Here is an 8,532-nt window from a genome sequence, read left to right on the forward strand (position 1 = left end):
TATCGCCTCCGCTCATGCATATGTCGCATCACCTTTCAAGTCGGTATATGTAGCAGTAAAGTACGATATCCTTGGACTTACCAAAACCGTTGCTTTAGAAGTGGCTGAGAATAATATTACAGTTAATGCTATCTGTCCCGGTTACGTCAACACACCATTAGTAAGGAATCAAATAGCAGATACTGCTAAAGCTAGACATATCAGTGAAGAATCAGCGTTAAGGGATGTAATCCTTAAATCTCAAGCTACGAAAAAATTTGTAGCAGCTGATGAAATAGCAAACTTAGTAATATTCTTATGTGACAAAAAAGCATCATCAATAACAGGTAGTGGACTCTTGATAGATGGCGGCTGGATGGCACAGTAGTTTTTAATTCTTAATATTTGTTATTTATTGAGAAATAACTAACAATAAAAACTTCTTGCAAAAATTTAATTTACTCCTTTACATTTGAAATAAACCACAATTTATTCAAGGAGGAATTTATGCCAGAAAAAAACATCTACATTTTCAAACTGAAGAAACTGACTTAAATAGAGTAAAATGCCAAATTAATTCATTTTAAAGATGAACTGGGCAGCCCCATAGATGGGCAATTAGTTATAGGAGAAGTTGAAGAAGTAAAAGAAAAAGAATTTTCTAGACCCGTAGAAGTTGAGGTAAAGCGTAATTTGGGTAAGTTTAAAAAAGCTCTAGCCTATCTTGGAATTATTAAAAATACGAAAAAAGTAGTAAGCAAAGAAGAGAAAATTATAGGCACCCATGAATTAGGCAATTTTACTAATGATAAGAATTCTATAGAGAACTTTTTAAACAACCTAGATTTCCATGAAGAAAAACTTTACGCATATGATCTTAGTGGTACAAAAGTTGGAGAAGTAGGTGATTTTGGTAAAGATGGTAAATTCTTAGATTTAGAAGGTAAAGCTTTACAAAATCAAAATCAGTTTATACAAAAAGGTAGCGGAGTTTACCATTTAAGTATTGCTACAAACGTAAAATATTTTGATAAAGATTTGAAGTATTAAGACTTCAAAAGGTGTTACGAATATTAACACAAAGCCCGTAAAAAGTGCTCTTAAAGGTAGCAGAGAAGCTGCAAAAATAGGAAAAAAACTACGAAAACAACAAGAAGAACAGAAATTTGCAGGAATTAAAAAGCCAAAAGGAGCTAAACTTACAAAAGTAGGAATTCCGGTACCACTAGAGGATAACTAGGTTATAAGTGCTTGACCATTATAACGTGTATATTATAATAATTATGACCAAATTAATATGTACGTTATAATAGTCATAATAAATTATGACTATTATTTAGCCTTTTGCATGTCTAATGCTTGTATTTGAGCTTGTGTCTCAAAGTCATTTGGCTCTAATTCTAATGCTTTGTTGTATGATTCAAGAGATAAATCGTATTTGCCTAATTTTTCCAAAGTAAGGCCTTTATTAAGATGTGCTTTATAATCATTGATATTTAATTTAAGTGCTGCATTATTTTAATGCTAAATTATATTTTTTAAGAATTCCTAAAACTATTCCTTTATTCACGTAAGCTCTAAAATCATCAGGATTAAGCTGTATTGTTTTATTATACATTTTAACAGCTAAATCATATTTTTGAATCCTACTCAAAATTGTTCCTATATTATAATATATGTCAGAATAATCTAAATAGTCATCATGCCTATATGTGAGTGCTCTATCATATGCCTTAAGAGCTACTTCGTAATTTCCAAGTTCATCGAATAATTTACTCTTATTAAAATAAGCATCGGAATAATTAGGATCAATTTCAATTGCTTTATTGTATACTTCAAGTACTAGTTCGTATTTTTCAAGCTTTCTTAATATTTCTGCTTTATTGTTATAAGCATAAGGATGACTTGGATCTACTTCGATTGCCTTATTATAAGCTTCTAAAGCTAAATCGTATTTTCCCAACTGAATTAATACCGCTCCTTTATTAAGATAAGTCTGAAAATGATTAGGGTTTAGTACAATTGCTTTGTTATAAACTTCAAGGGCCAACTCATATTTTTCAGGAAATCTAAGTCCCAGTATTCTTAGTCTAAATCCATATCCAATATATGCATCATTCGGATTTTGTTTTATAGCTTTATCACATTCTGCTAATTCTTTTTCAAAATCATTTGCAACTGATTCAGGTTGTTTATTAAACAAGAACTTATAACCACAAAAACATATTACTATCACCACAAGAATTAAAATGCCGACAATTAAATATTATAAATTACACTTTATAAATTATGTAACTTGTCTATAATAACTAATTAGTAATTAAGTTATTTAAAGCTCGATGAATAATAGGTCTAAGTTCATTTTTTTATCTGCTATTTCAGGTAATGTACTCGAATATTATGACTTTACGGTATATTCAGTTTTTTCGCTGATTATTGGACAAGTTTTTTTTCCAGGCGAATCAGAATTCATTAGAATTCTTCTAAGCCTTGGAGTATTTGCGGTTGGCTTTCTGACAAGACCGATAGGAGGCATATTATTCGGTTATATCGGTGATAGATACGGTAGACGTATCTCTTTAATAATCTCGATGCTAGGTATGACTATTCCGACCTTTATTATGGGTCTCATACCCTCATATGCAAGTATTGGGATTTATGCCCCTATAACTCTAGTTATAATGCGACTTATTCAAGGTTTATGTATTAGCGGTGAAGGAACGGGAGCGGCTATTTTTATCCTTGAACATCGTCAAAATTTAAGACCGGGTTTTACGGCAGGTTTAGTACATGGTTCAAATATCGCCGGTACCTTAATTGCAACATTTATCGGTATTATAATAGAACATTATTTCTCTCATATAGATTTTGCTTGGCGTTTTGCTTTTCTGCTTGGCGGATTTATGGGTCTTGCAGGATTTTACTTGCGATTGCGCGTATCGGAAACACCGATTTTTAAAATGCTTGAGAAAAAGAAACAAGTTCTTAAAGCACCTTTTTCCAATGTAATTAGAACTGCTTGGAGATCGATGTTTTTAACTATATGTATAGGTGCTATCGCTAGCAGCGTTATGTATTTAGTAAAAACATATATAAATGTTTTCTATTATAATGTAACGCATCTTAGTAATACTATTGCTTTATCATATTTAGCGTATAGTTCGTTTATTGCGATGATAGCGATGCCGCTTGCCGGCGGTACTGCCGATATTATCGGAAAATTTAAAATGGCAATGCTTGTTGGTGTTGCTATCTTGATATTGATTTTACCGACCATGTTACTTATGTCGACAGAAGAGATGTGGCAACAAATTATAGCTCTTACAATGCTTGGTATGCTCGCAGGAAGCATAGCAGGTACAGCTTATATACTCGTTATATCCTTGTTTACGGCAGAACAAAGATTTACCGGTGTTGCTTTCAGCTACAATTTTGCAATAGCGATATTCGGCGGAACTTCACCTATTATTTCTCGTTGGCTTGTAGAGCACACAGGCTTATTTTATGCTCCGGCTTTTTATATTATGATCATTGCTGCCGTATTTTTAGTGATTATGTATATGATGAGGAAAGTAATTAAATCGTTGCTTAATAATTATGAACATAGAAAATAAAGAAATAACAAGTAGTTGGTTTACTAATTTACGTGATTTATTGTGCAAAGAATTTGAAAAAATCGAAGAAGAATATGCACAAACCAAAGGTTTAAAACCGGCTAAGTTTGTACGCTCAAGCTGGCAACGTAACGGCGGCGGTGGCGGTGTCATGTCTCTCATGAAAGGAGCAGTATTTGAAAAAGTCGGGGTTAATATATCTACCGTATTTGGTAAAATTTCTCCCGAATTCCGCAACGAAATTCCAGGAGTAGAGCTAGACGGGAAATTCTTTGCAACAGGCATTTCATTAGTCGCACATCTTAAATCGCCGTTAATTCCCGCTATGCATTTTAATACTCGTTATATAGAAACTTCTAAAAGTTGGTTTGGCGGCGGTGGCGATTTAACACCTTTTTATCCGGAAAAAAACGAAACTGTAAAGTTTCATGCAGCTTTTAAAGAAGCGTGCGATAAGTATGATTCTAGCTATTATCCTAAATTCAAAAAGCAATGTGATGAATATTTTTATCTAAAGCATCGAAAAGAGCCGAGAGGAGTAGGCGGAATATTCTATGATTACTTAAATAACGGTAATTTTGAACAGGATTTTGCCTTTACACAGGACGTAGGTAAGGCTTTGTTGTCGGTATATCCTGAAATCGTTAGAAGTAAGTTATTTTTACCTTGGACAGCTGAGCAGAAAGAATACCAGCTTATAAGGCGAGGTAGATATGTAGAATTTAATTTGCTATATGACCGCGGTACTAAATTCGGCTTAATGACCGATGGAAATGTCGAAGCAATATTAATGTCATTGCCACCTGAAGTAAAGTTTAATTGACTTTTTTAAAATCATAACCGGAATGGCAAAATGCTATTTCAGTGTGTTGAAACTTCTGTCAAAAGTGAGAGTATTTTCCACAAAACCAATTTAAGGATATAGCGAATGCCAACCCATTTACGATATGAGATATATTATTTAAAAATTAAAAAATGTCACCTAATTCAATGCATTTCACTATAACAAAATTTTTTACTTTGTAAGTTTAGGCGATAAATAATGTTCTGTTGAGATTACTTTTTTACCAGTTTTATTTTCCAAGGCCGTTTTAGCGTTTTTAGCTATACTTCCTCCTATTTTACCTGCAACCTTATTTTCTTCCATTCCTGTTGCATTATTAGTTTCTACTACCTGACGAAGTAGATAATTCAGCAAGAGCAGTAAAAATTAATTCTGCTTCATTCATGTGATCACGTAAATTTTGATTTGTTAAGCCCTTAATATTTTTGTGTTCTTTAAGTTATACCAGCCCATTCTTGATGAATAATATTAGTTAATATAGCAAATTCATTCTCTTTTGTTACTTCATGGTTTTTCCAGTAATCAGTTAATTTATTTCGTGTTTCCTGCCCCATCATACGTTGTTGAATCCATTTCTCGCTACGACCGTGTCGTTTCCAATTATCCCTTGCTCTATCAATTGACTTTTCCGGATCAGAAATTTCTTGAATCCTCTCATAACCGACTTTAGCAAGCCATTGTTTAAATGGTTCTGTCTTTGGAGACGGAATAGATTGTATAATACGAAGTAATGACTCTGTATTTGCACAGTCTGTTATATATTTTTTTCCATCTGTGGCAGTTAATTTCAGTCCGTGACAGTTTGTCATGACCTCACTTTTTTCTTCGTTTAACCTTTGTTTTAGTTTTCTTCAATAAGCTCCAGGGTCACTACTATCAGTCAATGATCCTATTACGTCGATTACTGAAAACCACCAAAGGAAGTTAGGTATAAGCTTTAACTGAAATAGTAAAACACTATTTCGGGGTGTAGCAATCTCTACCAAAAGTCAGCTATAATAGGAATGTCCAGAGCTTAAAAGCAATGCTTTAGTTTAATTAATCGGGAGTAACTACATATCCAACCAAACTAACAAGATCCTACCTGAACTCGTAGCAGAGTTTACTTCAAAAGAAAATATTGACGAAACACAATCTTAGAAGTTTGTTATTATTTCCTGCTCGCAATGACGATATATCTTTAACAATCCCTTTTCAAATAACAAAGAGTATACTAGTCAAATGGTTTCACTATAACCATAATCACTGCAACAATCATGCAAATAGCCGGAATCTCATTAACTATGCGATAAAATTTTTCTGAATGGACATTCTTACCATTTGCAAAATCTTTTCGCCATCTTGCAAGTAAACCGTGAAATATCACTAAAACTAATACTGCAAACATTTTAATGTGAAACCAAGTATCAAGAGCAACAAACCCATAAATGTGAGCATTTATTAAACCAAAAATAAATGTGCTAATCATTGCTGGATTCATAATGAATCTGAGTAATTTTAGCTCCATTACTTGTAAAGTACTATCTAGCTCACTACCTATTTTAGCTTTGATATGATAAACATATATTCTAGGTAAATAAAGAAGCCCTGCCATCCAACATATAGCAGATATCAGATGGACTGACTTAAACCATAGATAGTAACTTGCCATTCTTTTCCTTATTAACTTGTTAATTTACACAAACATTTAGTAAATTCGTTTGGACATATTCTTGTACTAGAGCTACTCATAACTAAATTATTATCAACCTTATTAATAAATCGTAGCAATATATTTGTTAAACTATTAATAAAAATTTTATTTGTTCCAAGTGTCGGAATTCGGGTATATTGAATTTCATATTTATCTGCGATTAATTTATATTCAATATCAAGCTCTACTAGTGTTTCAACATGCTCGGATACAAAGGATATAGGTACGATAATTATGTCTTTTTTTAACTTTCCTGCTAGCTCTATTTCGTCTTCCGTATTAGGTTTTAACCACTCTATAGGTCCTACTCTACTTTGATAAGTTATCTTATAATCTAGATCTTTTATATTTAATTCTTTAACTATTGCTTGTACTGTTTCTTTTATCTGAAAACTATAAGGATCGCCTGCTTTTATTATTTTTTCGGGTAACCCGTGAGCAGAAAATAATATACGAAAATTTTTATCGTATAGTTTTTCTTTAATTAATGAAACATGGGCTTTTATAAAATTTTTTTCTAGAGGATAACAGCAAATTGTTTTAATTGGAATATCAATATCAAGGTTTTGTAAAAAATTTTTAACCGATGATCCTGTCGTAGTACTTGAAAATTGAGAATATAGAGGCAATAATATTATTTCGCTTGGATTATATTTTTTTATTTGACCTATTACTTCTTTAGCAAACGGTGCTGAATATCTCATATTTATAAAAATAGCGAAATCTTCTTTTATAAGTTGCTTTAGCTTTTCGGTTAGTGCTAATTTCTGCTCCTCTGTCTCCTGCAGTAAAGAAGATTTACCACCGATTAAAGAATAAATTTTTTGAGATTTTTTCTCTCTAGTAATAGAAATTATTTTAGCGATAATATAACGCAAAGGATTTGGTAGATTAATTATAGCTTTATCATAGAATAGATTAAATAGAAAAGGCTTCACTGATTTAAGGTTTTTTGGACCACCTAAATTAAAAAGTACTATTGCTATTCTTTTCTTCATATAACCTAACATATTCTGTCAAAAATTCTACATTTTCCGTAGGTGTTTCAGGCAAAATACCATGTCCTAAATTAAAGATAAAATTCTTTCCTTTCATTGCCTGAAGAATTTTATAAGTTTTTTCTTTAATAATTTCTTTATTAGTTAATAATACAACCGGATCTAAATTACCTTGTACTATTACTTTATCACTCCACTCTTTCATTTTTTCAAGAGGAACCATTTGATCTACGGCTAAAACATCTATCGGTACTTCTTTTATAAATTTTTCGTACAGTAATCCTGCTCCTTTAGGAAAAGCAATTATAGGAGTTTTTGGAAAAACTTCTTTTACTTTTAGTACAATCTTTTTTGTCGGCTCTATTACAAATTCAGTAAATTCCTCTTCTGCAAGTACTCCTGACCATGAATCAAAAAGCTTTAAAACATCTGCTCCAGATTTTGCTTGATTTATAAGATGATCAGCTGTTTTTTCCGTAATAAAATTTAATAATTCTTCAGCAAGTATTTTATTTTCATATATGAATTTTTTGCTCGTTTTAAAATCCTGTTTTCCTTTTCCTTCTAGCATGTAACTCATCACTGTCCAAGGACTACCTGCAAATCCTATTAAAGAAATGGGGGATGGTAATTCTTTTTTTACTTTTTTTATTATTTCATAAACCTTTTCTAATTTATAATTCGGATTGATTTGCAGATATTTAAAATCTTCTTGTGATTTGAATTGCTTTAATATAGGCCCTATATTTTCTTTAAAATCCACTTCCCATCCAAGAGCATGAGGTAAAACTAATATATCGGAAAAAATAATAGCTGCATCAAATCCATAACGCTTTATCGGTTGTAAGGTTACTTCTGTTGCTTTGCTAACATCATAACAAAAATCTAGAAAATTTTTTGTTGTTTCTCTTACTTTTTTATATTCCGGCAAATATCTACCTGCTTGACGCATAAACCAAATAGGTATTTTATTATTATTTCCTTTTAACGGATTTATAATTTGCTTCATGCTTTTACTAAAAATATTGAAATAATAAATATAGTTATTATTTGTTGTTTATGTAAATAGAATTATGTAGATTAAATGTTTTAAACAGAGTTATCAACAAAATTTTCATTAAAATTTTCTTAAAAATATAGGTATTTTTAATTATTATTCACATAAGTTTGTAATGAATTTATACAAGTGGATAATTAAGTGTAAAATTCATTTATAGCTTAGAAAAGACTATTTTTTCAAAGAAAAATGATATTTATTCACAATTTTATCCACAAACTATTTATTTAAAAGAAAATACACTAGATTTACTTGATTTAATAAGGATTTGAGGCAATTTTTAATAGGTTTTAATAGGAAAAATAATAAGTTATTAAAAAATTTATCCACAATTACATGTGTAAAGT

General features: G+C 31.2%; 11 protein-coding genes. 4 read left to right on the forward strand and 7 right to left on the reverse strand.

Annotated elements, in window-relative coordinates; genetic code table 11:
• Position 1 precedes the first annotated feature (1 nt).
• Together RPR_RS09605 and RPR_RS07635 are read left to right on the forward strand one after the other, a co-directional pair.
• The gene (locus RPR_RS09605) at positions 2-367 is read left to right on the forward strand and encodes an SDR family oxidoreductase (RefSeq protein WP_085065781.1); all 366 of its coding nucleotides are present in this window, start codon (positions 2-4) and stop codon (positions 365-367) included.
• Between the two features lie 305 nt (positions 368-672).
• Entirely contained in the window at positions 673-1,029 is a 357-nt protein-coding gene (locus RPR_RS07635; RefSeq protein WP_228368855.1) for a hypothetical protein, read from the forward strand.
• A gap of 282 nt (positions 1,030-1,311) precedes the next feature.
• Here the strand turns inward: RPR_RS07635 and RPR_RS07640 are convergent, their stop codons facing one another.
• Both RPR_RS07640 and RPR_RS07645 read right to left on the reverse strand, forming a co-directional pair.
• Positions 1,312-1,434, reverse strand: coding sequence for a tetratricopeptide repeat protein (locus RPR_RS07640; RefSeq protein WP_014273887.1), 123 nt, complete (start codon positions 1,432-1,434; stop codon positions 1,312-1,314).
• Positions 1,435-1,492: 58 nt separating this feature from the next.
• A complete protein-coding gene (locus RPR_RS07645) occupies positions 1,493-2,182 on the reverse strand; it encodes a tetratricopeptide repeat protein (RefSeq protein ID WP_012737076.1) in 690 nt (229 codons plus the stop codon).
• 136 nt (positions 2,183-2,318) lie between these two features.
• Between RPR_RS07645 and RPR_RS07650 the strand changes: the two genes are divergently transcribed.
• Together RPR_RS07650 and hemF are read left to right on the forward strand one after the other, a co-directional pair.
• Entirely contained in the window at positions 2,319-3,593 is a 1,275-nt protein-coding gene (locus tag RPR_RS07650) for an MFS transporter (RefSeq protein ID WP_012737077.1), read from the forward strand.
• Positions 3,577-4,416, forward strand: a complete 840-nt coding sequence (gene hemF / locus RPR_RS07655) for an oxygen-dependent coproporphyrinogen oxidase (RefSeq protein ID WP_012737078.1) — start codon at positions 3,577-3,579, stop codon at positions 4,414-4,416. The genes RPR_RS07650 and hemF overlap by 17 nt, the downstream gene beginning before the upstream one ends.
• A 192-nt stretch (positions 4,417-4,608) precedes the next feature.
• Here the strand turns inward: hemF and RPR_RS09380 are convergent, their stop codons facing one another.
• The 5 genes from RPR_RS09380 to hemE all read right to left on the reverse strand — a co-directional run bounded on the left by RPR_RS09380 (position 4,609) and on the right by hemE (position 8,137).
• A complete protein-coding gene (locus RPR_RS09380; protein ID WP_228368856.1) occupies positions 4,609-4,791 on the reverse strand; it encodes a hypothetical protein in 183 nt (60 codons plus the stop codon).
• 80 nt (positions 4,792-4,871) lie between these two features.
• Positions 4,872-5,246 (reverse strand): hypothetical protein, encoded by a 375-nt coding sequence (locus RPR_RS09385; RefSeq protein ID WP_085065782.1) that lies wholly within the window; start codon positions 5,244-5,246, stop codon positions 4,872-4,874.
• Between the two features lie 404 nt (positions 5,247-5,650).
• Positions 5,651-6,088, reverse strand: coding sequence for a protoporphyrinogen oxidase HemJ (hemJ, locus tag RPR_RS07670; protein WP_004997032.1), 438 nt, complete (start codon positions 6,086-6,088; stop codon positions 5,651-5,653).
• Between the two features lie 11 nt (positions 6,089-6,099).
• Complete coding sequence (gene hemH / locus RPR_RS07675) at positions 6,100-7,140, reverse strand: ferrochelatase (protein ID WP_012737079.1); 1,041 nt, start codon at positions 7,138-7,140, stop codon at positions 6,100-6,102.
• On the reverse strand, positions 7,097-8,137 hold the full coding sequence (gene hemE, locus RPR_RS07680) for a uroporphyrinogen decarboxylase (RefSeq protein ID WP_012737080.1): 1,041 nt from the start codon (positions 8,135-8,137) through the stop codon (positions 7,097-7,099). The genes hemH and hemE overlap by 44 nt, the downstream gene beginning before the upstream one ends.
• Positions 8,138-8,532: the final 395 nt, after the last annotated feature.

The organism is Rickettsia peacockii str. Rustic, from assembly GCF_000021525.1.
Lineage (GTDB): Bacteria > Pseudomonadota > Alphaproteobacteria > Rickettsiales > Rickettsiaceae > Rickettsia > Rickettsia rickettsii.

What these genes read in the sequence shown, in the direction of transcription:
- RPR_RS07650 (WP_012737077.1), top strand. Translation starts at nt 2,319, where the DNA reads ATGAATAATAGGTCTAAGTTCATTTTTTTATCTGCTATTTCAGGTAAT.
- hemF (WP_012737078.1), top strand. Translation starts at nt 3,577, where the DNA reads ATGAACATAGAAAATAAAGAAATAACAAGTAGTTGGTTTACTAATTTA.
- RPR_RS09385 (WP_085065782.1), bottom strand. Translation starts at nt 5,246, where the DNA reads ATGACAAACTGTCACGGACTGAAATTAACTGCCACAGATGGAAAAAAA.
- hemJ (WP_004997032.1), bottom strand. Translation starts at nt 6,088, where the DNA reads ATGGCAAGTTACTATCTATGGTTTAAGTCAGTCCATCTGATATCTGCT.
- hemH (WP_012737079.1), bottom strand. Translation starts at nt 7,140, where the DNA reads ATGTTAGGTTATATGAAGAAAAGAATAGCAATAGTACTTTTTAATTTA.
- hemE (WP_012737080.1), bottom strand. Translation starts at nt 8,137, where the DNA reads ATGAAGCAAATTATAAATCCGTTAAAAGGAAATAATAATAAAATACCT.